Source organism: Streptomyces sp. CC224B, from assembly GCF_030010595.1.
GTDB lineage: Bacteria > Actinomycetota > Actinomycetes > Streptomycetales > Streptomycetaceae > Streptomyces > Streptomyces longispororuber.
On sequence record NZ_JASCXL010000091.1, the window covers coordinates 2,999 to 28,619 of the forward strand.

Genomic DNA, 25,621 nt, shown 5'->3' on the forward strand with positions numbered 1-25,621 from the left:
ATGAACCCCGCTCACGTTCAGCGGACGGACGCAGCGGCCGGTACGGCCCCGCTCACCCCCGAGCTCATCGGCCGTCAGGCAGCGCGCACTCCCGACGCCGTCGCCGTGGTGGCCGGCCACGCCCAGCTCACCTACCGGGACCTCGACCGCCGCTCCGCCCGCCTGGCCCGCCACCTGCGGGACCTGGGGGCCGGTCCTGACGTCCCGGTCGGTGTCCTGCACGCCCGGTCCCTCGACCAGGTGGTCGGGCTCCTCGCGATCTGGCGGGCGGGCGCCGCCTACCTGCCGCTCGACGCGAGCCAGCCGCAGGCCCGCCTCACCGCCCTGGTCACCGGCTCCGGCACCGGGCTCGTGCTGTGCGACGGCGCGAGCACGGCCGCGGTCACCGCGACCGGGGCCCGGCCGGTCGTCCCCGCCGAGTACGCGGCCGGGCCCGAGCCCGCCGCCGAGCTGCCGGACCCGGCCGCCGTCGACCCCGACCAGGCCGCCTACGTGCTGCACACCTCGGGCTCCACCGGCACCCCCAAGGGCGTCCTGATCAGCCACGCGGGCATCGCCAACCTCATCCACTGGATGGGCCGGCACTGGCACCTGGCCCCCGGGGACCGCGTCCTGCACCGCACCCCGCTCATCTTCGACGCCCACGTGTGGGAGGTCTTCGCGCCCCTGGCCCACGGCGCGGCCGTGGTGCTCGCCGAGCCGGGCGCCGAGCGCGACCCGGCCGCCCTGGTGCGCACCGCGGGCGAGCAGGGCGTGACCGTCCTCCAGGTGGTGCCGTCCGTGCTGCGGCTGATGGTGGAGGAGGACGGCTGGGAGCGCTGCGGCGCGCTGCGCCTGGTCGCCTCCGGCGGCGAGCAGCTCCACGCGGAGCTGGCGCGGCGGCTTCGGTCCCTCGCCGACGTCGAGGTGTGGAACACCTACGGCCCGACCGAGTGCTCCGTCAACGCCACCGCGCACCGCTTCGACCCGGCGCAGGAGAGCGGCCCGGTGCCGATCGGGCGGCCCGTGGAGCGGCTGCGGGTGCTCGTCGTGGACGCCTCCGGCACGCCCGTCGGCGTCGGCGTACCGGGCGAACTCCTCATCGGCGGCGTGGGCGTGGCCCGCGGCTACCTCGGACGCCCGGGGCAGACCGCCGACCGGTTCGTGCCGGACCCGTTCGCGAAGGACGGCTCCCGCCTGTACCGCACCGGCGACCGGGTCCGCTGGCGGGCCGACGGCGTCCTGGAGTACCTGGGCCGCGCCGACGACCAGGCCAAGGTCAACGGCGTGCGCATCGAGCCCGGCGAGATCGAGGCCGAGCTGGCCGCGCACCCCGGCGTCGCCGCCGCGACCGTGCTGCCGTACACCCTGCCCGAGGGCGGTCAGCGCCTGGCCGCGTACGTCGTACCGCGCGGCGCCGAGGGGCAGGACGTGGTCGCCGGGCTGCGCGCGTACCTCCTGGAGCGGCTGCCCGGCACGCACGTGCCCGCGGTGTTCCTGGAGCTTGAGCGGCTGCCGCTCGGCCCGACCGGCAAGGTCGACCGGCGCGCCCTGCCGGACCCGGTGAGCGGGGCCGCGGCCGGAGCGGACGGCGACGCGCCCGCCACGGACGCCGAGCTGCTCGTCGCCGAGGCGTGGCGGGAACTGCTCGGCCGCGAGGCGGTCGGCGCGGACGACGACTTCTTCCGCCTCGGCGGCACCTCCCTCCAGCTCACCCGGCTCGCGGCCCGGCTGCGCGCGCAGACCGGCCGGGACGTCACCCTGCGCGCCCTGCTCGGCGCCCCGACGCTGCGCGCGCAGGCGGCGCTGCTCGGCGACGTGACCGTGGCGCGGGAGACCCCGCCGATGCCGCGGGTGGAGCGGCAGGGCGGCGTACCGCTGTCGTACGGGCAGCGGCGGCTGTGGTTCATGGACCGGCTCAACCCGGCGAGCCCGGAGTGGGTCGCGGGCCTGCTCCTGAAGGTGCCCGCGGCGGCCACCCGCGAGCAGGCGGCCCAGGCCCTGAACACCCTGGTCGAGCGGCACGAGGCGCTGCGCACCCGGTTCGCCGAGGTGGACGGCGAGCCGCGGCAGTTCACCGACGCCCAGGTCACCGTGGCGGTGGCCGCGGGGGCGCCGGTGAGCCGCGAGGAGCTGCCGGACCGGCTGGCGGCGCTCCTCGGCCGCGGCTTCCCGCTCGACGGCGGCGGCCCGCTGCTGCGCGCCGAGCTGCTCGACGTCACGGGCGGCCCGCGCATCCTGGCCGTGGCGATGCACCACATCACCACCGACGGCTGGTCCACGACGGTCCTGGAGCGGGAGTTCACGCAGGTCCTCGACGCGCTGCTGCGCGGCGAGACCCCGGTCCTGCCGGACCTTCCCGTGCAGTACGCCGACTACGCGGCCTGGCAGCGCGCGCAGCTCACGGACGACGTCGTCGCCGAGGAGGTCGCCCACTGGCGCCGGGTCCTGGACGGCCACGAGCCGCTGTCCCTGCCCACCGACCGGCCGCGGCCCGCCGTGCGCGACGGCCACGGCGCGATCGTCCCGTTGACGGTCCCCGCGGAGACGGTCCGGGCCCTCGACGCGGTCGGCGCCGACGCGGGCGCCACCCGGTTCGCCACCGTCCTCACCGGTTTCGCCGCCGTGCTCGCCCGGCACGCGGGGCAGTGGGACTTCCCGGTCGGCGCCCCCGTGACGGGCCGCGGCCGCCCCGAACTGGACGGCGTGGTCGGCTTCTTCCTCAACAACGTCGTGCTGCGCTGCGGCCTGGAGCCCGGTCTCGGGTTCGCCGACGCCGTGGCCCGCACGGCCGCGGCGGCCACGGACGCCTTCGCCCACCAGGACCTGCCGTTCGACCTGCTGGTGGACGAGCTGGTGCCGGACCGCGACCTGTCCCGGACCCCGCTGTACCAGGTCGCGTTCGACCTGCACGGCGAGGAGTTCAACAGCGCCGTCGACGACGACTTCGAGACGGTCCGGCGGCTGTGGCGCGTCACGCACACCGATCTGACGCTGCTGCTCAGGCCGGAGGCCGACGGCTCCCTCACGGGCGGCCTGGAGTACGCCACCAGCCTGTTCGACGAGGCGACCGCGGCCCGGCTCGCGGCGGGCCTCGGCCGGCTCCTGGCGGCCGCGGCGGCCGACCCGGCGCGGCCCCTGGGCGAGCTGCCGCTGCTGTCCGCCGAGGACGGCGACCGCCTGGCCCGCTGGGGCACCGACACCACCCCGGCGCCGACGGCGACCGTGCCCGCCCTGGTCGCGGAGCAGGCCGCGCGCACCCCGGACGCGGTGGCGGTCGAGTGCGACACCGCCACCCTCACCTACCGCGAACTCACCGGCCGCGCGGCACGCGTCGCCGCCCGGCTGCGGGCCCTCGGCGTGCGCCGGGGCACCCCCGTCGGCGTGCTCCTGGACCGCGGCCCGGAGCTGCACGCCGCGCTCCTGGGCGTGTGGCACGCGGGCGGCGCCTACGTACCGCTCGACCCGGCGTTCCCCGCCGAGCGCCGCGCGGGCATGCTCGCCGACGCCGGGGCCCGCGTACTGCTCACGCAGGAGGCGTACGCGGACGACACGGCCACGGCCGGGGACGGCTTCACCGGGCACGTCGTACGGCTCGACGGGGTGGAGGGCCTCGACGGCGCCACCGCCGCCGACGGCGCGGACGGCGCCGCGGCCGGGGCGCCGCACGCCGCCGAACCGCCCGTCCAGGCGGACCCGGACGACCTGGCGTACGTGATCTACACGTCCGGCTCCACCGGCAAGCCCAAGGGCGTCGCCGTCACCCACCGGGGCCTGGCCAACCACCTGGTGTGGGCGCGCGACCGGCTCGCCGCGGCCGGGGACGGCGGCGGCGCCGTGTTCTCCTCGGTGGCCTTCGACCTGGTCGTGCCGAACCTGTGGGGGCCGCTGGCCGCCGGGCAGCGCGTGGTGCTCCTGCCGCAGGACCTGGACCTGTCCGAGCTGGGCGAACGCCTGGTCAAGGCGGGCCCGTTCAGCTTCCTCAAGCTCACGCCGGGCCACCTGGACATCCTGTCCGGGCAGCTCACCCCCACCGAAGCGGCCGAGCTGGCCGGGGTGGTCGTCGTCGCGGGCGAGGAGCTGCCCGGTGCCCTCGCCGCGCACTGGACCCGGCTCCTGGGCCCCGGGCGCCTGATCAACGAGTACGGCCCCACCGAGGCCTCTGTCGGCACCAGCATCCACCCCGTCCCGGCCGACCCCGGCCCGGGTGTCGTGCCGATCGGCGCACCGCTGCCCGGCATGACCATGCGGGTCCTCGACGAGCGGATGCGCCCGGTGCCCGTCGGCGCGGTCGGCGAGCTGTACGTCGGCGGCACCGGCGTGGCCCGCGGCTACCTCAACCGCCCCGGCCTGACCGCCGAGCGCTTCCTGCCCGACCCGGACGTCCCCGGGGCCCGGCTCTACCGCACCGGCGACCTGGCCCGCTGGAACGCCGAAGGCGCCGTGGAGTTCCTCGGCCGCACCGACCACCAGGTCAAGATCCGCGGCTACCGCGTCGAGACGGGCGAGATCCGTGCCGCGCTCCTCGGCCACGCCGGGGTCGCCGACGCCGTGGTGGTCCCGCACGGCAGCGGCGCCCAGGTCCGCCTCGCCGCGTACTGGACGGCCGCGCCGGACGCCGGCGACGGCACGACCGGGGCCGCGCTGGCCGAGCACTGCGCCCGTACGCTGCCGCCGTACATGGTGCCGGGCAGCTTCACGCTCCTGGACGAGATCCCCCTCAACCGCAACGGCAAGGTGGACCGGCGCGCCCTGCCCGAGCCCGTCACCGCGACGGCCGGTGCCGACGAGACGCCGCTGAGCCCGACCGCCGAGGTCGTACGGGAGATCTGGCGCGACACCTGCGGCATCGAGGCCGGGCCGCGCGACAACTTCTTCCACTCGGGCGGCAACTCGATCCTCGCCATCCGCCTGATCGCCGAGATCCAGAACGAGTTCGGGGTCACGCTGCCCGTCCGCGCCGTCTTCGAAGGCCCGACGGTCGTCGACCTCGCCGAGACGATCGAGAACCGGGTCCGCGCCGAGATCGAGCAGATGTCGGACGCCGACCTGCTCACCGACGCCACCACCGACGCCACTGCCGTCACCGACGCAACTCCCGTCACCGACGCCACCGGTCCGGACGCCCCCGGCACCAGCTCCACCGACTCCCCGCAGGCGCGGACGCAGACGCGGACGCAGCCCCAGGCGCAGACCCAGACGCAGACCCAGACGCAGCCCCAAACTCAGACGCAGACGAAGGAACAGAACGCATGAGCCAGCAGGAAGCACAGTCCGCCGAGGCCCTGCGCGAGGAGCTGCTGCGCGCCCGGCTCGCGGGCCGTCGCCGCCGCGGCGGCTCGGCGGCCCCCACCGGCGCCGCGCGGGGCGCCGCCATCCCGCGCGCCGACCGTTCCGCCCCGCTGCCGCTGAGCCTCGGCCAGCAGCAGATGTGGTTCCTCAGCCGCCTGGAGCCGGACAGCACCGAGTACCTGGTGCCGCTCGTCCTGCGGCTGCGCGGCGCCCTCGACGCGGCCGCGCTCCAGCGGGCCTGGGACCAGGTGTGCGCCCGCCACGAGATCCTGCGCACCCGCTACGCGTACATCGACGGCAGCCCGGCGCAGGTCGTGGACGAGCCCGCGCCGGTGCCGCTCGCCCGGGTCGACCTCACCGCCGCCCCGGCCGCCGAGCGGGAGGAGCGCGCCCTGGACGAGCTGCGCGCCGCCATGGGCGTCCCCTTCGACCTGGCCACGCAGTGGCCGGTTCGCGGCACGCTGGTCCGCCTCGCCGAGGAGGACCACGTCCTCGCGGTGGTCTTCCACCACATCGCCTGCGACGCCTGGTCGACCCGGATCTTCGGCCGCGACCTCAGCGCCGGGTACGCCGCCGCCCTCGCCGGCACGGACACCGGCCTCGCGGCCCCCGCCCTGCAGTACGCCGACTTCGCCGCCTGGCAGCGCGCCGAGCTGGCCGGTCCCGGCGCCGAGCCGCACCTGGCGTACTGGCGCGAGCGGCTCGCGGGCATCGCCCCGCTCGACCTGCCCGCCGACCGCCCGCGCCCGGCGCACCGCAGCCACGCGGGCGCCGACGTCGCCCTCGACCTGCCGTCCGCCCTGTCCGAGCGGGTCCGCGAGGCGGCCAAGCGGTACGCGACGACGCCCTTCGCGGTGTTCCTCACCGCCTACCAGGCGCTGGTCTCCCGCTACACGGGCCGCCGCGACATCCCCGTCGGCACCGTCGTCTCGGGCCGTACCCGCCCCGAGCTGCAGGAGCTGTTCGGCTACGGCATCAACACCCTGGTGATGCGCGCCCGTTGGGACGACGAGGACGCCACCTTCGCCGGCCTCCTGGAGGCGTGCCGCAAGGACGTCCTGGACGCCTTCGACCACCAGGAGGTGCCGTTCGCCCGCCTCGTGGACGAGCTCCAGCCGGAGCGCGACCAGTCCCGCACCCCGCTGTACCAGGTCGCCTTCACGATGCACGAGTGGCGCCTCGACGCGTTCACGCTGCCCGGCCTGACGGCCGAGCCGTTCGGCGACAGCGACGGCATCGCCAAGTGCGACCTGACCCTCCAGGTCCAGGAGCGCCCCGACGGCACGTTCCACACCCGCTTCCAGTACGTCACGGCGCTCTTCGACCACGCCACGGTGGAGCGCCTGGCGGGCCACTTCGCCGCCCTCCTGGACCGGGCGCTCGCGGAGCCCGACGCCCCCGTGGCCGCGCTCGACATCCTCGGCGATGAGGAGCGCGCGCTGGTCCTGCCCGCCGCCGAGCGGTCCTCGGAGGTCACGGCGCTCGCACACCAGCTGTTCGAGGCCCGTGCCGCCGAGCAGCCCGAGGCCGTCGCCGTCACCGCAGGTGCCGTCTCCCTGTCGTACGCCGAGCTGAACGCCCGAGCCAACCGCATCGCGCACCTGCTGCGCGACCGGGGCATCGGCGCCGAGGACCTCGTCGGCGTCCACCTCCAGCGCGGCGCCGACCTCATACCCTCCCTCCTGGGCGTCCTGAAGTCCGGCGCGGGCTACCTGCCCCTGGACCCGGCCAACCCCATGGACCGCCTCGGCTACGTCCTCGCCGACGCGGGCGCCCGCGTGGTGCTGACCACCGCCGACCTCGCCGAGGGCCTGCGGGGGGTGTACGGGGGCGAGGTGGTGATCCTCGACGCGGCTGAGGCGCTCGCGGCGCTGGCTGCCCAGCCCGTGGAGAACCCGGTCCCCGTCTCCGGCCCCGACAACCTGATCTACACGATCTACACCTCCGGCTCCACCGGAAAGCCCAAGGGCGTCGCGCTCACCCACACCAACGTGGTGCGCCTGATGTCGACCGCCCAGGACCACTACGGCTTCGGCACCGCCGACGTCTGGTCCATGGCGCACTCCTACGCCTTCGACGTCTCCGTCTTCGAAATGTGGGGCGCCCTCGCCTTCGGCGGCCACCTCGTCGTCGTACCGCAGGACGTGACGCGTTCGCCCGACGAGTTCATCGACCTCCTCGTCGAGCAGCGGGTGTCGGTCCTCAGCCAGACCCCGACCGCCTTCCGCGCCCTCGTCACCGCCGCCGCCGAAGGCGACGCGCGGATTGCTGAACTCGCTCTGCGAGCCGTGGTGTTCGCCGGGGAGAAGCTGGAGGTCGCGGCGCTCAAGCCGTGGACCGACCGCGTCGGCGTGGACCAGGTCGCGCTGGTGAACATGTACGGCATCACCGAGACGACCGTGCACACCACCTACCACCGCCTCGACGACCACGACCTCACCCACCCGGCCACGAGCCGCGTCGGCCACCCGCTGGCCGACCTCGCCGTCTACCTCCTCGACGGCCAGGGGAACCCCGCCCCGATCGGCGTTCCCGGCGAGATCCACGTCGCCGGTCCCGGTGTGGCGCGCGGCTACCTCAACCGGCCCGCGCTGACCGCCGAACGCTTCGTGCCCGACCCGTTCAGCAATGTGCCCGGTGCCCGGATGTACCGCAGCGGTGACGTCGCGCGCCGCCTGCCCGACGGAAGCCTCGAAGTCGTCGGCCGCATCGACGACCAGGTCAAGATCCGCGGCTTCCGCATCGAACTCGGCGAAATCACCGCCGCCCTCTCCGCACACTCCAGCGTGCGCGAGGCCGTCACCGTCGTCCGCGAGGACACCCCCGGCGACAAGCGCCTCATCGCCTACCTCATCCCCGCCGAAGGCCACACCCTCGACCCGCGCGCCCTGCGCGAGGAACTCGGCCAGACCCTGCCCGAGTACATGGTCCCCGCCGCCTTCGTCGAGCTGGACGCCCTCCCCCTCACCACCAACGGCAAGCTCGACAAGCGCGCCCTGCCCGCACCCGACGGCGGACAGCTGCGCACCGCGGGCGAGTTCACCGCCCCGCGCACCCCGCTGGAGAGCCACCTCGCCGAGATCTGGCAGCACGTCCTCGGCGTCGACCGCGTCGGCGTCCACGACAGCTTCTTCGAGCTCGGCGGCGACTCGCTGCGGGCCGTCGCCCTGGTGGGCGCGTTGCGCGAGGCCGGTTACGAGGTCGCCGTACGCGACGTCTTCGACCGCCGTACCGTGGCCCGGCTCGCCGAACTCACCGGCGAGGCACGGGCGGAGGCCGTCGCCGACCACCGCGTCGTGCCCTTCGAGCTGATCTCGGACGAGGACCGGGCGCTGCTGCCCGAGGACATCGTCGACGCCTACCCGCTCGGGCAGAACCAGCTCGGCATGGTCATCGAGATGCTGGCCGACGACAGCCAGAACAACTACCACAACGTGTCGTCGTTCTGGGTCCGGGACGCGGCGCCGTTCTCCGCGGAGGCGTTCGCCGAGGCGGGCCGGCGGATCACGGCCCGGCACGAGATCCTGCGTACGTCCATCGACCTGTCCGGCTACTCGCGCCCGCTCCAGCTCGTCCACGACCGGGCCGAGATGACGATGGGCGTGCACGAGCTGACCGGCCTCGACGCCGACGCCGCGCGGGCGGAGGTCGCCGCGTTCGGCGAGGGCGAGCGCGCCAACGCCTTCGACATGGCGCGGCCCGGCCTGATGCGCTTCCACGCGCACACCACGTCGCACGGCGGCTGGTGGATCTCGGTCACCGAGTGCCACCCCATCATGGAGGGCTGGAGCTACCACTCGCTCCTCATGGAGGTCGTCACGACCTACCTGGCGCTGCGCGACGGCCGGGAGCCCGAGGTCGAGGAGACCCCGGACGTCCGTTTCGCCGACGCCGTCGCGGCCGAGCTGAAGGCCCTGGACTCCGCGGAGGACCGCGCGTTCTGGGCGGACCTGGTCGGCTCGCACGCCAAGCTGACGCACCCCGAGGGCTGGGGCGACCCGGCCGCCGACCAGCACGCCAGCTACAAGGCGGGCTTCAACTGGCGGGAGCTGGAGCCGGGCCTGCGCGCCCTGGCGGCCGCCACCGACACCTCCATGAAGGCCGTCATGCTGGCCATGCACCTCAAGGTCATGAGCCAGCTCACCGCCGAGACGTCGTTCCACACGGGCCTCGTGTGCGACACCCGGCCCGAAGTCCTCGGCGCCGACCGCGTGTACGGCATGTACCTGAACACGCTGCCGTTCCCGTACACCCGCACCGCCGCCACCTGGGGCGAGCTGGTCCGCGAGGTCTTCGACGCCGAGGTGCGCATGTGGCCGCACCGCGGCTACCCGCTGCCCGCCGTGCAGCGCGAGTGGGGCGGCACCGGCCGCCTCATGGACGTCTACTTCAACTACCAGGACTTCCGTCAGCTCGACACGGACCTGGTGGACGCGCTGTCCGGCATGGACGACAGCCCCACGGAGTTCCCGCTCACCGTGTCGTCGCGCGCAGGGCACGTGATCCTCACCGCGAACCTGCGCTCCGTCTCGCGGGAGAACGCCGACCGGCTCGCGGGCATGTACCGGGCGGTCCTGGAGTCCATGGCGCACGAGGGCGCCTCGGGCGACGCGCGCGCCGTCTACCTGCCCGAGGGTGAACGCGAGGCCGTCCTCCCGGCCGCCGAGCGGTCCTCGGAGGTCACGTCGCTCGCACACCAGCTGTTCGAGGCCCGTGCCGCCGAGCAGCCCGAGGCGGTCGCCGTCACCGCCGGCGCCGTCTCCCTGTCGTACGGCGAGCTGAACGCCCGCGCCAACCGCATCGCGCACCTCCTGCGCGACCGGGGCGTCGGCGCCGAGGACCTGGTGGGTGTCCACCTCCACCGCGGCGCGGACCTGATCCCCGCGATCCTCGGTGTCCTCAAGTCCGGCGCGGGCTACCTCCCGCTGGACCCGGCCAACCCCATGGACCGCCTCGGCTACGTCCTCACCGACGCCCGGGCCCGGACCGTCCTCACCACCGCCGACCTCGCCGAGAACCTGCGCGAGGTGTACGACGGTCACCTGGTCGTCCTCGACACCGCCGAGGCACTCGCGGAGCTGCATGCCCAGCCCGTGGACAACCCGGCCCCCGTCTCCGGCCCGGACAACCTGATCTACACGATCTACACCTCCGGCTCCACCGGAAAGCCCAAGGGCGTCGCCCTGACGCACACCAACGTCGTGCGTCTGATGTCGACCGCCCAGGACCACTACGGCTTCGGCACCACCGACGTGTGGTCCATGGCCCACTCGTACGCCTTCGACGTCTCCGTCTTCGAGATGTGGGGCGCCCTGGCCCACGGCGGCCACCTCGTCGTCGTACCCAAGGACGTCACCCGCTCCCCCGACGAGTTCATCGACCTGCTCGCCGACCACGGCGTCACCGTCCTCAGCCAGACGCCGACCGCCTTCCGCTCCCTCGTCACCGCCGCCGCCGGCGGGGACCTCCGCCTGGGGCGCCTGGCGCTGCGTGCCGTGATCTTCGCGGGCGAGAAGCTGGAAGTGGCCCAGCTCAAGCCGTGGACGGACCGGGTGGGCCTGGACCGGGTCGCGCTGGTGAACATGTACGGCATCACCGAGACCACCGTGCACACCACCTACCACCGCCTCGACGACCACGACCTCGCCCGCCCGGCCATGAGCCGCGTCGGCCACCCGCTGGCCGACCTCGCCGTCTACCTCCTCGACGCCCACGGACACCCGGTCCCGCTGGGCATCCCCGGAGAGATCCACGTCGCCGGTCCCGGTGTCGCGCGCGGCTACCTCAACCGGCCCGCGCTGACCGCCGAACGCTTCGTACCCGACCCCTTCAGCGACATCCCCGGCGCCCGGATGTACCGCAGTGGTGACGTCGCGCGCCGCCTGCCCGACGGGAGCCTCGAAGTCGTCGGCCGCATCGACGACCAGGTCAAGATCCGCGGCTTCCGCATCGAACTCGGCGAGATCACCGCCGCCCTCTCCGCACACTCCAGCGTGCGTGAGGCCGTCACCGTCGTCCGCGAGGACACCCCCGGCGACAAGCGCCTGATCGCCTACGTCATCCCTGCCGAAGGCCACGCCCTCGACCCGCGCGCCCTGCGCGAGGAACTCGGCCAGACCCTGCCCGAGTACATGGTCCCGGCCGCCTTCGTCGAGCTGGACGCCATCCCGCTCACCACCAACGGCAAGCTCGACAAGCGCGCCCTGCCCGCACCCAGCACCGAGCTGGTCGACAAGGACCGGTACGTCGCCCCGCGCACGCCCGAAGAGGAGCGCATGGCCGCCGTGTGGGCTGAGGCTCTCGGCGTCGAACGCGTCGGCGTGGAGGACGACTTCTTCCAGCTCGGCGGCGACTCCATCCGGGCCGTGGGCCTGGTGGGCAAGCTGCGTTCGGCCGGGTTCGAGGTCGGTGTCCGCGACGTCTTCGAGCACACCACCGTCGCCGCGCTCTGCGCCTCGGCGACCGGGCGCCCCGTACCGTCGGGGCCGGTCGCGGCCGTCGAGCCGTTCGCGCTGATCAGCGACGCCGACCGGGCGCTGCTGCCCGCCGGGCTCGACGACGCCTACCCGCTCACCCAGGTGCAGACCGGCATGCTGGTCGAGACCCTGGCCTCGGGCGAGCGCGGCAACTACCACGACTTCATCTCGTTCCTCGTCCGCGACGACGGGCCCTTCGACATCGCGGTGTTCCGCGAGGCCGTGGGCATCGTGGGCGCGCGCCACGACATCCTGCGCACCTCGGCCGACCTGACCGGCTTCAGCGTGCCGATGCAGCTCGTGCACCACGAGGTCGCCGTCCCCGTCGACTGGGCGGACCTGCGCGGCCTGGACCGCGCCGCCCAGCAGGCGGAACTGGTGGCCTTCGCGGCGGCCGAGCGGGCCAACCCGTTCGACCTGTCCGAGCGCAAGCCGCTCCTGCGGATCTTCGTGCACGTGCAGAGCGACGAGACGTGGCGCGTCTCGTACACCAAGAACCACGCCGTCCTGGAGGGCTGGAGCTACCACGAGCTCCTGAAGGAGCTCACCTCCGTCTACCGCGACCTGCGCGCGGGCCGCGAGATCGGCTACGAGGCCCCGCCGGTCCGCTTCGCCGACACGGTCGCCGCCGAGCTGGCGGCGCTGGAGTCCGCCGAGGACCGCGCCTTCTGGGAGCGGGTCGTGACGGACAACGCCCGCTTCGAGCTGCCCGCCGGCTGGCACGGCGACCTGGCCGCGCCCGCCGAGCGCGTGGACGCCGGGTTCTCCTACCGGGACCTGGAGTCCGGGCTGCGCCGCCTCGCCGCGGCGGCCGGGGTGCCGGTCAAGGCCGTCCTGCACGGCGCCCACCTGAAGGTGATGAGCCAGATCACCGACGCGGAGAGCTTCTTCACCGGCCTCGTGGGCCACACCCGGCCGGAGGTAGCGGGCTCCGACCGGCTGATGGGCATGTACATCACGACGCTGCCGCACCCGTTCCGGCGGACCGCCGCGACCTGGGGCGAGCTGGTCCGTCAGGTCTTCGACGACGAGGTGGCCGCCTGGCCGCACCGCCACTTCCCGCTGCCCAGCATCCAGCCGGGCGGTCAGCAGCACCTCATCGACGTGTTCTTCACGTACCTGGACTTCCGCGCGCTCATCGAGGACGAGGTCGTCGACGAGGGCAACGGCATCAACCGTACGGAGACCGAGTTCGGCCTCGCCGTCAGCAGCATCGGCGGCATGCTCGGCCTGCGCAGCGACAGCCACGTCCTGTCCCAGGAGAACGCCGACCGGCTCGCGGGCATGTACCGCGCGGTCCTGGAGTCCATGGCCCGCGACGGCGCGTCCGGCGACGCCCGCGCCACCTACCTGCCGGGCGGCGAGCGGGAGGTGCTGCTGCCCGCCGCCGAGCGGACCTCGGAGGTCACGGCGCTCGCGCACGAGCTGTTCGAGGCCCGGGCCGCCGAGCGGCCCGAGGCCCCCGCCGTCACCGCGGGCACGGACGTGCTGACGTACGGCGAACTGAACGCCCGCGCCAACCGGGTCGCGCACCTCCTGCGCGCACAGGGCGTCGGCGCCGAGGACCTGGTCGGCGTCCACCTCCACCGCGGCGCGGACCTGATCCCCGCGATCCTCGGTGTCCTCAAGTCCGGCGCGGGCTACCTCCCCTTGGACCCGGCCAACCCCCTGGACCGCCTCGGCTACGTCCTCGCCGACGCCCGGGCCCGGACCGTCCTGACCACCGCCGACCTCGCCGAGAACCTGTGCGAGGTGTACGACGGCCACCTGGTCGTCCTCGACACCGCCGAGGCGGTCGCGGAGCTGGATGCCCAGCCCGTGGACAACCCGGCCCCCGTCTCCGGCCCGGACAACCTGATCTACACGATCTACACCTCCGGCTCGACCGGAAAGCCCAAGGGCGTCGCCCTGACGCACACCAACGTCGTGCGCCTGATGTCGACCGCCCAGGACCACTACGGCTTCGGCACCACCGACGTGTGGTCCATGGCCCACTCGTACGCCTTCGACGTCTCGGTCTTCGAGATGTGGGGTGCCCTGGCCCACGGCGGCCACCTCGTCGTCGTGCCCAAGGACGTCACGCGCTCCCCCGACGAGTTCATCGACCTGCTCGCCGACCACGGCGTCACCGTCCTCAGCCAGACGCCGACCGCCTTCCGCTCCCTCGTCACCGCCGCCGCGGAGGACGACCCGCGCCTCGCCCACCTGGCCCTGCGCACCGTGATCTTCGCGGGGGAGAAGCTGGAGATCGCGGCGCTCAAGCCGTGGACCGACCGCGTCGGCGTGGACCAGGTCGCACTGGTGAACATGTACGGCATCACCGAGACCACCGTCCACACCACCTACCACCGCCTCGACGACCACGACCTCACCCACCCGGCCACGAGCCGCGTCGGCCACCCGCTGGCCGACCTCGCCGTCTACCTCCTGGACTCCGCCGGGCACCCGGTGCCCCTCGGTGTCCCCGGCGAGATCCACGTAGCCGGTCCCGGTGTGGCGCGCGGCTACCTCAACCGGCCCGCGCTGACCGCCGAGCGGTTCGTGCCCGACCCGTTCAGCAATGTGCCCGACGCGCGCATGTACCGCAGCGGTGACGTGGCCCTGCGCCGCGCGGACGGCGGCCTCGAGGTCGTCGGCCGCATCGACGACCAGGTCAAGATCCGCGGCTTCCGCATCGAACTCGGCGAGATCACCGCCGCCCTCTCCGCCCACGACACCGTCCGCGAGGCCGTCACCGTCGTCCGCGAGGACACCCCGGGTGACAAGCGCCTGATCGCCTACGTCGTCCCCGCCCCGGGCAAGGCCCTCGACCCGCGTGCCCTGCGCGACGCGCTCGGCGCCACCCTGCCCGAGTACATGGTCCCGGCCGCCTTCGTCGAGCTGGACGCCATCCCGCTGACCACCAACGGCAAGCTCGACAAGCGCGCCCTGCCCGCACCCGACACGTCGGCGCTCACGGCGGTCGGCGGGCTCGCGCCGCGCAACCCGCTGGAGCAGCAGCTCGTGGTCATCTGGTCCGACGTGCTCGGCCTGGAGACCGTGGGCGTCGAGGACTCGTTCTTCGACCTGGGCGGCGACTCCATCCGGGCCGTCTCGCTGGTCGGCGCGGTCCGCGCGGCCGGGTACGACGTGTCCGTGCGCGACGTGTTCGAGCAGCGCACCATCGCCGGGCTCGCGGAGCTGATCGGCACGCGTGGCGCCCCGGCGGCGGCCCACCGCGCCGTGCGCCCCTTCGAGCTGATCGGCGAGGCCGACCGGGCGCTGCTGCCCGCCGGGCTCGACGACGCCTACCCGCTCACCCAGGTGCAGACCGGCATGCTGTACGAGCTGCAGGCCGGAGCCGGGGCCCACTACCACAGCACCGCGGGCTACAAGGTGCGCGACGACCGCCCGTTCGACGCGGAGGCGCTGCGCGCGGCCGTCCGGGAGGTCACCGCCCGGCACGAGGCGCTGCGCACCTCCTTCGACCTGTCGACGTGCTCCACGCCGCTGCAGCTCGTGCACGCCTCGGTCGAGGTGCCGCTCACGGTGCGCGACCTGCGCGGCCTGAGCCGGGACGAGGTCGACGCGGCGCTGCGCGAGCACGTCGCCGCCGAGCAGGCGCGGCCGCTGGACCCGGCGACCGCCCCGCAGCTCCGCATGGCCGCGCACCTCGGCGACGACGGCTGGTGGCTCAGCCTGACCAGGTCCCACATGGTGACCGAGGGCTGGAGCCAGCACACCACGCTGATGGAGCTGATCGACTGCTACCGCGCCCTGCGCGAGGGCCGGACGCCGGCCGCGCACCAGGCGCCCGACGTGCGGTTCGCCGACACGGTCGCCGCCGAACTGGCGGCGCTCGACTCGGCGGAGGACCGCGCCTACTGGCAGGGCGTCGTGGACGCCCACGCCCCGTTCGCGCTGCCCGCCCCGTGGGCGGACGCCTCGGCCGGGACGCCGGAGGCCGTCAGCGTGACGGTGCCGCTGGGCGACCTGGAGGAGCCGCTGCGGGCGCTCGCCGCCTCGGCGCGCGTCTCCGTCAAGAGCGTGCTGCTCGCCGCGCACCTGAAGGTGCTCTCCTCACTCACGCACGAGGAGCGGTTCCACGCGGGCCTGGTCTGCGACACGCGGCCCGAGGTCCTCGGCGCCGACCGGGTCCACGGCATGTACCTGAACACGCTGCCGTTCCCGTACTCCCGCACCGCCGCCACCTGGGGCGAGCTGCTGCGCCAGGTGTTCGACACGGAAGTGGCCCTGTGGCAGCACCGGCGCTTCCCGCTGCCGGAGGTGCACCGGCTCGCCGGGGCGTCCGAGCGGCTCATCGACGTCATCTTCAACTACCAGGACTTCCACAACCTGGACGCCGAACAGATCGACCTGGCCGCCGGGTTCGGCTCCGGCAGCACGGAGTTCGGCCTCACGGTGACGACGTCGGGCGGCGGCCTCACGCTCAAGACGCACACCGGCGTGGTCAGCCGCGCCGACGCGGAGCGGCTGGCGGGGATGTACCGCCAGGTCCTGGAGGCCATGGCCACCCAGGGCGTCGACGGCTCGGCCGACCTGGTGCCGTTGCCTTCCGGCGAAGCCGACCAGCTTGCCCGCTGGGGCACCGGCGCACCCGCCACCGGTGGTGACCTGCCCACCCCGGCCCTCATCGCCGAGCAGGCCGCCCGCACCCCGCAGGCGGTGGCCGTCACCGGCGACGGCTTCCACCTCACCTACGCCGAACTCGACACCCGCGCCAACCAGATCGCCCACCACCTCGCCGCCCACGGCATCACCACCGGCTCCCTCGTCGGTGTGCTCCTGGACCGCGGCCCGGACCTGCACGCCACCCTCCTCGGCGTGTGGGGGGCAGGCGCCGCCTACATCCCCATCGACCCCGACTTCCCTGCCGCCCGCATCCACGCCATGCTCGGCGACGCCCAAGCCACGACCGTGCTCACCACCACCGGATACTCCGACCGCATCCCCGCCGGGATACGCGTCATCGACCTGGCCGGTGACCGTGAGCAGATCACCGCCCGCCCGGCCACCGCGCCGGACGTGGCCGTGGACCCGGACGACCTGGCGTACGTCATCTACACCTCCGGCTCCACCGGCAGGCCCAAGGGCGTCGCCGTCACCCACCGCGGCCTGGCCAACCACCTCACCTGGGCCCGCGACCGGCTCACCACCGCCGGAACCGGAGGCGGCGCGGTCTTCTCCTCCATCGCCTTCGACCTCGTCGTCCCCAACGTCTGGGCACCCCTCCTGACCGGACAGCGCGTCCACCTCCTGCCCCAGGACCTCGACCTGTCCGAACTGGGCAAGCACCTGCTGGAGCACGCCCCGTTCAGCTTCCTGAAGCTGACCCCGGGCCACCTGGAGGTGCTGTCGCACCAGCTCACCGACGCGCAGGCCCGCGCCCTGGCCGGGGTGGTCGTCGTCGCGGGCGAGGCCCTGCCCGGCGCCCTCGCCGCCCACTGGACCCAACTCCTGGGCGCGGAGCGCCTGATCAACGAGTACGGGCCCACCGAAGCCTCCGTCGGCACCAGCATCCACCCCGTGCCCGCCGACCCCGGCCCCGGTGTCGTCCCCATCGGCACACCCCTGCCCGGCCTGACCATGCGTGTCCTCGACGCCCGCATGCACCCCGTGCCCGTCGGCACCATCGGCGAGCTCTACGTCGGCGGCACCGGCGTCGCCCGCGGCTACCTCAACCGCCCCGACCTCACCGCCGAACGCTTCCTGCCCGACCCCGAAACCCCCGGCGCACGCCTCTACCGCACCGGCGACCTCGCCCGCTGGACCACCCACGGCGCCGTCGAATTCCTCGGCCGCACCGACCACCAAGTCAAGATCCGCGGCTACCGCATCGAAACCGGCGACATCGAGACCACCCTCCTCACCCACCCGGGGGTGACCGACGCCCGTGTCGTCGCCCACGAGGACGCGGACGGCGGCAAGCGCCTGGTGGCCTACGTGGTGACCGGCGAGGGCACGGACACGGCAGGGCTCGCCGAGGAGCTGGAGCGGCACTGCGCGGCCGGGCTCCCGGCGTACATGGTGCCGTCCGCGTACGTCGCGCTCGCGGCGATCCCGCTCAACGCCAACGGCAAGCTGGACCGCGCGGCCCTGCCCGCTCCGGACGGCGCGGGCGCGGCCGGGCCCGGTTACACCGCTCCGGTCACCGCGGCCGAGACGGACGTCGTCGAGGTCTGGCAGCGGGCGCTCGGCGCCGACCGCGTGGGCACGCGGGACCGGTTCTTCGACCGGGGCGGCGACTCCATCCGGGCCGTCGCCGTCGTGGGCGGCCTGCGCGGGCGCGGCTACGACGTGTCCGTGCGCGACGTCTTCGAGCAGCGCACCCCGGCCGCGCTGGCCGCGCTGGCCGAGGGCAGGCGCCGCCTCACCGACGGCGAGGCCGCGGCCACCGCGCCGTACGCCCTGATCGGCGCCGCGGACCGGGCGCTGCTGCCCGCCGACGCCGTCGACGCCTACCCGCTGGGCCAGGTCCAGCTCGGCATGGTCGCCGAGCTGCTCGGCAGTGTGGACGGCGGCAACAGCTACCACACGGTGACGGCCAAGCGGATCAAGGACGACGCGCCGTTCGACGAGGAGGCGCTGCGCGCCGCCGTCCGTGAGGTCACCGCCCGGCACGACGCGCTGCGCACGTCCGTGCACGTCACCGGCTACTCGGTGCCCCTCCAGGTGGTGCACCGGGCCCCGGAGATCCCGGTCGTCGTACGCGACTGCCGCGGTGTCGGCCAGGTGGAGGGCGAGCGGCTGCTGCACGCCCACATCGACGCCGAGCGCGCCGACCTGTTCGACCTCAAGACCGCCCCGCTCCTGCGCGTATCCGTGCACCTGGAGAGCGACGACGCGTGGTGGCTGACCCTCACCACCTCCCACGTCGTCACCGACGGCTGGAGCAAGCACACCCTGGAGATGGAACTCGTGAACTCCTACCGGGAGATCCGGGACACCGGCGCGCCCGCGCCGTACCAGGCGCCGCCCGTGCGCTACGCGGACGCCGTCGCCGGCGAGCTGGAGTCGTTGGGCGGCACCGCCGACGGCGCGTACTGGAAGCGCGTCGTCTCGGAGTACGCGAAGATGCTGCCGCCCGCCGCCTGGGCGGGCGCGCCCGGCGCCGCGCCGGAGCGGTACGGCGTCGACGTGCCGGTCGCCGACCTGGCCGAGGCGCTGCGGGCGCGGGCCGCCGAGGCCGACGTGCCGTTCAAGACGCTGATGCTCGCGGCGCACCTGAAGGTCCTGAGCCAGCTCACCGACGAGCCCGCGTTCCACACCGGCGTCGTCTTCCACACCCGGCCCGAGGCCACCGGCGCCGAGGGCGTGGTGGGCATGCACCTCAACACGCTGCCGTTCCCGTACGAGCGCGGCGCGCGGACGTGGCGCGAGCTGCTCGCCCGGGTCTTCGCGCACGAGACCGAGGTGTGGGCGCACCGGCGGTACCCGCTGCCCACGATCCAGCGCGCGGCGGGCGGCGAGCGCCTGGTCGACGTGTTCTTCAACTACGTCGACTTCCACCAGACCGACGCCTCCCTGGTCGACACCGGCACGGGCGTGAGCCAGGCCGCCACCGAGTTCGGGCTCACCGTGGACGCCTACGGCGACCGCAAGCTCGGCATCCGCGCCGACTCCGCGACCCTGGCCCGCCCGGGCGCCGACCGGCTCGCCGGGATGTACCGGGCGGTCCTGGAGTCCATCGCCGCGGGCCTCGACGGCGACGCCACGGCCGTCCTCCAGGCGGCGCGCACGGAGGCGGCGGCCGAGCGCCCGGCCCCCGCGGACACCGCCCGGGGCGCCCTCGCGCACGAGCTGTTCGAGGCGCGGGCCGCCGAGCGGCCCGAGGCCCCGGCCGTGACCGCCGGCGACGTCGAGCTGTCGTACGGCGAGCTGAACGCCCGCGCCAACCGCATCGCGCACCTCCTGCGCGACCGGGGCGTCGGCGCCGAGGACCTGGTGGGTGTCCACCTCCACCGCGGCGCGGACCTGATCCCCGCGCTCCTGGGCGTCCTGAAGTCCGGCGCGGGCTACCTCCCGCTGGACCCGGCCAACCCCATGGACCGCCTCGGCTACGTCCTCGCCGACGCGGGCGCCCGCGTGGTGCTGACCACCGCCGACCTCGCCGAGGGCCTGCGGGGTGTGTACGGGGGCGAGGTGGTGATCCTCGACGCGGCTGAGGCGCTCGCGGCGCTGGCTGCCCAGCCCGTGGAGAACCCGGTCCCCGTCTCCGGCCCGGACAACCTGATCTACACGATCTACACCTCCGGCTCGACCGGAAAGCCCAAGGGCGTCGCGCTCACCCACACCAACGTGGTGCGCCTGATGTCCACCGCCCAGGAGCACTACGAGTTCGACGAGACCGACGTCTGGTCCATGGCCCACTCCTACGCCTTCGACGTCTCCGTCTTCGAGATGTGGGGCGCCCTCGCCTTCGGCGGCCACCTCGTCGTCGTACCGCAGGACGTGACGCGCTCGCCCGACGAGTTCATCGACCTCCTCGTCGAGCAGGAGGTGTCGGTCCTCAGCCAGACACCGACCGCCTTCCGCTCCCTGGTGACGGCCGCCGCCGAGAAGGACCCGCGCGTCAAGTACCTCTTCCTGCGCGCGGTGATCTTCGCGGGCGAGAAGCTGGAGATCGCGGAGCTGAAGCCGTGGACCGAGCGCATCGGGCTCAACCGGGTCGCGCTGGTGAACATGTACGGCATCACCGAGACCACCGTCCACACCACCTACCACCGGCTCACCAAGCGGGACTTCGCGCCGGACGCGGGCAACCCCATCGGCGACCCGCTGAGCGACCTCACGGTGCACCTGCTCGACGCCGACGGCCGGCCCGTGCCGGACGGCGTGCCGGGCGAGATCCACGTCGCCGGTCCCGGTGTGGCGCGCGGCTACCTCAACCGGCCCGCGCTGACCGCCGAACGCTTCGTCCCAGACCCGTTCAGCGACATCCCCGGCGCGCGCATGTACCGCAGCGGCGACCTCGCCCTGCGGCGGGCGGACGGCACGCTGGACTTCCACGGCCGCATCGACGACCAGGTCAAGATCCGCGGCTTCCGCATCGAACTGGGCGAGATCACCGCAGCGCTGTCCGCCCACTCCAGCGTGCGCGAAGCCGTCACCGTCGTACGCGAGGACACCCCCGGCGACAAGCGCCTGATCGCCTACGCCGTCCCTGCCCCGGGCAAGACCCTGGACCCGCGCGCCCTGCGCGAGGAACTCGGCAAGTCGCTGCCCGAGTACATGGTCCCGACTGCCTTCGTCGAGCTGGACGCCATCCCCCTCACCACCAACGGCAAGCTCGACAAGCGCGCCCTGCCCGCACCCGACGGCGGACAGCTGCGCACGGCGGGCGAGTTCACCGCCCCGCGCACCCCGCTGGAGAGCCACCTCGCCGAGATCTGGCAGCACGTCCTCGGCGTCGACCGCGTCGGCGTCCACGACAGCTTCTTCGAACTCGGCGGCGACTCCATCCGCGCGGTGATCCTCACCGGCACGCTGCGCGACGCCGGGTACGACGTCGGCGTCAAGGAGCTGATGGAGCGGCCGACGGTCGCGGAACTCGGCGAGCTGGCGGCCGAGCGCGGCGCCGGCGACCGGGCGGCGCCGGTGGCGGTCCGGCCCTTCGCACTGATCGGCGCGGAGGACCGGGCGCTGCTGCCCGAGGGCGTCGAGGACGCCTACCCGCTGACGCAGAACCAGCTCGGCATGCAGATCGAGATGCTGTCCGCGGACGGCAGGCCCGCGTACCACATCGTGACGAGCCTGCGCGTGCGCGACGGGCGGCCCTTCGACGCGGCCGCGTTCCAGCGCGCCGTCGACGCGCTGGTCGCCCGCCACGACGTGCTGCGCACCAGCGTCGACCTCGACCGCTACTCGGTGCCCCTCCAGCTCGTGCACACCGACGCGGCGCTGCCCGTACGGGTCACCGACCTGACGCTGACGCCCCTGGAGGAGGCGGAGCACGCCCTGCGCGGCTACGCCGACGAGCTGTCGCGGTACGCCCTCGACCAGTACGCGGCACCGCTCCTGCGGATCGCCGTGCACACGCTCAACGACGGGAGCTGGCAGCTCACCACCGCCAACTCCCACGTGATCCTGGACGGGTGGAGCATCAACGGGCTGCTCGCCGAGGTCATGGAGACGTACCACGCGTACCTCGACGGCACCGAGCCCGCCCGCAGGGCCCCGGCGGTGCGGTTCGCCGACACGGTCGCGGCCGAGCTGGCCGCCCTGGACTCGCCGGACGACCGCGCGTTCTGGCAAGGCCGGGTCACCGACGCGGAGCGGTTCGGTGTCCCCGCCGCCCTGGCGGACCACGACGGCCGGGACGGTTCGGGCACGTACGCGCTCGACGTCGCGTTCGACGACATCGAGCAGGGGCTGCGCGACCTGGCCGCGCGGGCCAGGACGCCGTTCAAGAGCGTGCTGCTCGCCGCGCACCTGAAGGTGCTCTCCTCGCTCACCCACGAGGACCGGTTCCTGTCCGGCCTCACGCACCACGTGCGCCCGGAGGCGGTCGGCGCCGACCAGGTGCGGGGCATGTTCCTCAACGTGCTGCCCGTACGGTACGAGCGCTCCGCCCGCACCTGGGGCGAGCTGGTGACGCGCGTCTTCGCGGAGGAGCGGGCCGTGTGGGCGCACCGGCACTTCCCGATGCCGGCCCTCCAGCGCGAGTTCACCGACGGCGCCCGGCTCATCGAGGTCTACTTCAGCTACCAGGACTTCGACGCCGAGCACGCCGAGGGCGCGGGGGCGCTGGTGGACGACTCCGCCGCGTTCGGCTCCAGCTCCAACGAGTTCGGCCTCTCCGTCTCGACCGCCCGGGGCCGCCTGAAGCTGCGCTGTGCGCCGCGCACGGTGTCCCGGGCCCACGCGGAGCGGCTGGCGGGGATGTACCGCCAGGTCCTGGAGGCCATGGCCACCCAGGGCGTGGACGGCTCGGCCGACCTGGTGCCGTTGCCTTCCGGTGAGGCCGAGCGCCTGACCCGCTGGGGCACCGGCGCACCCGCCACCGGCGGTGACCGGCCCACCCCGGCCCTCATCGCCGAGCAGGCCGCCCGCACCCCGCAGGCGGTGGCCGTCACCGGCGACGGCTTCCAGCTCACCTACGCCGAACTCGACACCCGCGCCAACCAGATCGCCCACCACCTGACCGCCCAGGGCATCACCACCGGCTCCCTCGTCGGCGTCCTCCTGGACCGCGGCCCGGACCTGCACGCCACCCTCCTCGGCGTGTGGAAGACAGGCGCCGCCTACATCCCCATCGACCCCGACTTCCCCGCCGCCCGCATCCACGCCATGCTCGGCGACGCCCAAGCCACCGCCGCCCTCACCACCAGCGGTTACGCGGACCGGATTCCTTCCGGTGTGCACGTCATCGACCTGGCCGGTGAGGCCGCGCGGATCGCCGAGCAGCCGTCACAGGCGCCCGGCACCACGCCGGACCCGGAGGACCTGGCGTACGTCATCTACACCTCCGGCTCCACCGGCAGGCCCAAGGGCGTCGCCGTCACCCACCGAGGCCTCGCCAACCACCTCACCTGGGCCCGTGACCGACTCACCACCGCCGGAACCGGAGGCGGCGCGGTCTTCTCCTCCATCGCCTTCGACCTCGTCGTCCCCAACGTCTGGGCACCCCTCCTGACCGGACAGCGCGTCCACCTCCTGCCCCAGGACCTCGACCTGTCCGAACTGGGTGAACGGCTCGTCGCGGCGGGCCCGTTCAGCTTCCTCAAGCTGACCCCGGGCCACCTGGACATCCTGTCCGGGCAGCTCAGCCCCACCCAGGCGGCCGAACTCGCCGGGGTGGTCGTGGTCGCGGGCGAGGCCCTGCCCGGCGCGCTCGCCGCCCACTGGATCCAACTCCTGGGCGCAGAGCGGCTGATCAACGAGTACGGGCCCACCGAAGCCTCCGTCGGCACCAGCATCCACCCCGTGCCCGCCGACCCCGGCCCCGGCATCGTCCCCATCGGCGCACCCCTGCCCGGCCTGACCATGCACATCCTCGACCAGCGCATGCACCCCGTACCCCTCGGCACCATCGGCGAGCTCTACGTCGGCGGCACCGGCGTCGCCCGCGGCTACCTCAACCGCCCCGACCTCACCGCCGAACGCTTCCTGCCCGACCCCGAAACCCCCGGCGCACGCCTCTACCGCACCGGCGACCTCGCCCGCTGGACCACCCACGGCACCGTCGAATTCCTCGGCCGCACCGACCACCAAGTCAAGATCCGCGGCTACCGCATCGAAACCGGCGACATCGAAACCACCCTCCTCACCCACCCCGGCGTACGGGAGGCCGTCGTCCTGGGGCACGAGCACGCCCCGGGGGACACGCGCCTCGCCGCCTACGTGGTGGCCCCGGCGGGGACGGCCGCGCCCACCCCGGCCGAGCTGGCCGCGCACTGCGGGCGCGACCTGCCCGAGTACATGGTCCCGGCCGCCTTCACGGTGCTCGACGCGCTGCCGCTGAACGCCAACGGCAAGGTCGACCGGCGCGCGCTGCCCGACCCGTCGCAGGCCGTCGCCGAGGCGGAGTTCACCGCCCCGGTGACGGAGACGGAGATCCGGCTCGCGGCCGTCTGGGAGCGGGTCCTCGGGGTGGAGCGGGTCGGCCGGCACGACAGCTTCTTCGCGCGGGGCGGCCACTCCATCCTGGTGATCAAGGTGGTCGCCGCGGCCCAGCAGGAGAAGCTGCCGCTGTCGCTGTTCATGCTCTACCAGCACGAGACCCTCGCCGATCTCGCGGCGGCCGTCGACGCGGCCGTGGCCGCCGAGCAGGCCGCCGAGCGCGAGCGGGCCGCCGCCGAGGCCGCCGAGAAGGCCCGGGCGGCGAACCCGCGCGGCGGCGGCCGCCTCGGCGGGACCCTGGCCGTGCCCGACGCCGACGAGGTGCGCCGCGCCATGGAGCGGTGCCGCGTCCCGGGCGTCGGCCTGGCCCTGCTGCACGGCGGCGAGCTGGTGGCCGTCGAGGCGTACGGCGCGGCGGCCGACGGCGTCCCGCTGACCGCGGCGACGCCGTTCCAGACCGGGTCGCTGAGCAAGCACGTCACGGCCCTCGGCGTGCTGCGCCTGGCCGACGACGGCGTGCTCGACCTGGACGCGGACGTCAACACGTACCTGACGTCCTGGCGGGTGCCGGGCGGCGCGGGCGAGGAGCCCGTCACGCTGCGGCAGCTCCTCGGCCACCGCTCGGGCCTGTCGTCCACGCCGGGCGGCGGCCACCACCCGGCCGCGGCGGCGCCCGCCCTGCTCGACCTGCTGCGTGGCACCGCCGACCCGGACGTGCCGCCGGTGACCCGGGGCGCCGTCCCGGGCAGCGCCTTCCGCAAGGCCAACGCGCACTACGTGGTCGTGCAGCAGGTCCTCGAGGACGCCACGGGCGAGCCGTTCGCCGCGCTGATGCGGCGCCTGGTGCTCGACCCGCTGTCCATGCGGGACAGCAGCTTCGCGCAGGACTTCCCGGACCACGCCGGGCGGCCGGTCGCGCTCGGGCACGACGCCGAGGGCCGCGTGCTCGACGGCGGCTGGCGCGTGCGGCCCGACGCGGCGGCGGCCGGGCTGTGGTCGACGGCCGCCGACCTCGCCAAGGTGGCCCTGGAGGTGCGGCGTTCGGCGCTCGGCAGGCCGCTCGCGCTGCTGCGCCGGGAGACCGCGGCGCAGTTGCTGGCGCCCGCGCCGGACAGCCTGTACGGGCTCGGCACCGTCGTCGACGTCACCGGCTCCGACACGGAGTTCGGGCACGGCGGCACCCCGGCGGGCTACCACGGCGTCTCGCTGACCGCGCTGCGGTCGGGCACCGGGCTCGTCGTGCTGACCAACGCGGACGCGGGCGAGCAGGTGGTCAAGGCCGTCGCGGCGGCCGCCCAGACCGACTGACCGCG

2 protein-coding genes are annotated in these 25,621 nt (G+C 74.4%); both read left to right on the top strand.

From position 1 onward, the window contains the following. Entirely contained in the window at window positions 1-5,235 is a 5,235-nt protein-coding gene (locus QK440_RS29920) for a non-ribosomal peptide synthetase (RefSeq protein WP_282796359.1), read from the top strand. Further along, entirely contained in the window at window positions 5,232-25,616 is a 20,385-nt protein-coding gene (locus tag QK440_RS29925; protein WP_282796360.1) for a non-ribosomal peptide synthetase, read from the top strand. The genes QK440_RS29920 and QK440_RS29925 overlap by 4 nt, the downstream gene beginning before the upstream one ends. Window positions 25,617-25,621 lie beyond the last annotated feature (5 nt).